The organism is Streptomyces sp. NPDC050619 (assembly GCF_040654815.1).
Taxonomy (GTDB): domain Bacteria; phylum Actinomycetota; class Actinomycetes; order Streptomycetales; family Streptomycetaceae; genus Streptomyces.
This window is the reverse complement of sequence record NZ_JBFAIR010000196.1, coordinates 1-1,028: the sequence shown is the minus strand read 5'-3', so window position 1 is coordinate 1,028 and position 1,028 is coordinate 1. Positions and strand designations below refer to the sequence as shown.

Below are 1,028 nucleotides of genomic sequence, written 5' to 3'. Positions count from 1 at the left end.
CCCAGTTCAACCGTCAGCGGGCCAAGGCCGAAGCCAGGACCGAGATCCAGGCCGAGATACCGGGCTTGACCGCAGGCGGAGCGACTTCCTCGCTCTCCATCCACGGACAGTGGACCGTCCGGACCAGCTTCCGCACGGTCACCTCGCGGGCCCAGGGATCGGTGTCCCACCGCCTCAACCACGAGGGCGGTGCCGGGTACGTCCGGGAGCCGAAGTCCGAGCTGTTCCTGCTGGCCGTCGCCAACATGGTGGGACAGCACAGCTTCTACGAAGGCGCCGGGTCCCGCGACGCACGGTACGCGGACCTGGTGCGCCAACTCGCCGTCAGCGAACCGGAGTGGACGCTCGGCCTGCTGCGCTGGCTGCGTGCCGAGGCCCATATGCGCACGGCGTCGGTGGTGGGCGCGGCCGAGTTCGTCCGGGGGCGGCGGGATGCCGGTCTCGTCGGCTTCTCCCGGCAGGCCGTGGACGCCGTGCTCCAACGGCCCGACGAACCGGGTGAGTTGCTCGCCTATTGGACCGCACGGTACGGACGCGCCCTGCCGCAGCCACTCAAGCGCGGGATCTCCGACGCGGTACGGCGGCTCTACACCAACCGCGCGCTGCTCAAGTACGACACAGCGTCGCGGGGCTTCCGGTTCGGTGACGTACTCGAACTCACCCATCCCGCCCCCGCTCCCGAACGGCCCTGGCAGGGCGAGCTGTTCCGGTACGCGCTGAACCGGCGCCGGCGACCCGAGCGTGCCGTACCGCCCGCCTCCGATGCGCTGCTCACCGCGCACCACGCGCTCATGGCCGTGCCGGTCGAGGAGCGGTACGCGCTGGTCACCGGGGCGGACGGGGCCGAGCGGCTGGCCGCGGCCGGGATGACGTGGGAGGCGCTGGCCGGGTGGGTCCAGGGGCCGATGGACAAGGCGGCCTGGGAGGCCGTGATCCCGTCAATGGGGTCGATGGCGCTGGTCCGCAATCTGCGGAACTTCGACGAGGCGGGAGTCTCCGACGAGGTGGCGGGGCGGGTCGCGGCGAAG

The 1,028-nt window shown here is 71.8% G+C and carries 1 pseudogene; it reads left to right on the top strand.

The features are described 5' to 3' along the window. Positions 1 to 161 precede the first annotated feature (161 nt). Positions 162 to 1,028, top strand: a pseudogene (locus tag AB0I77_RS53990) (TROVE domain-containing protein); the annotation flags it as partial.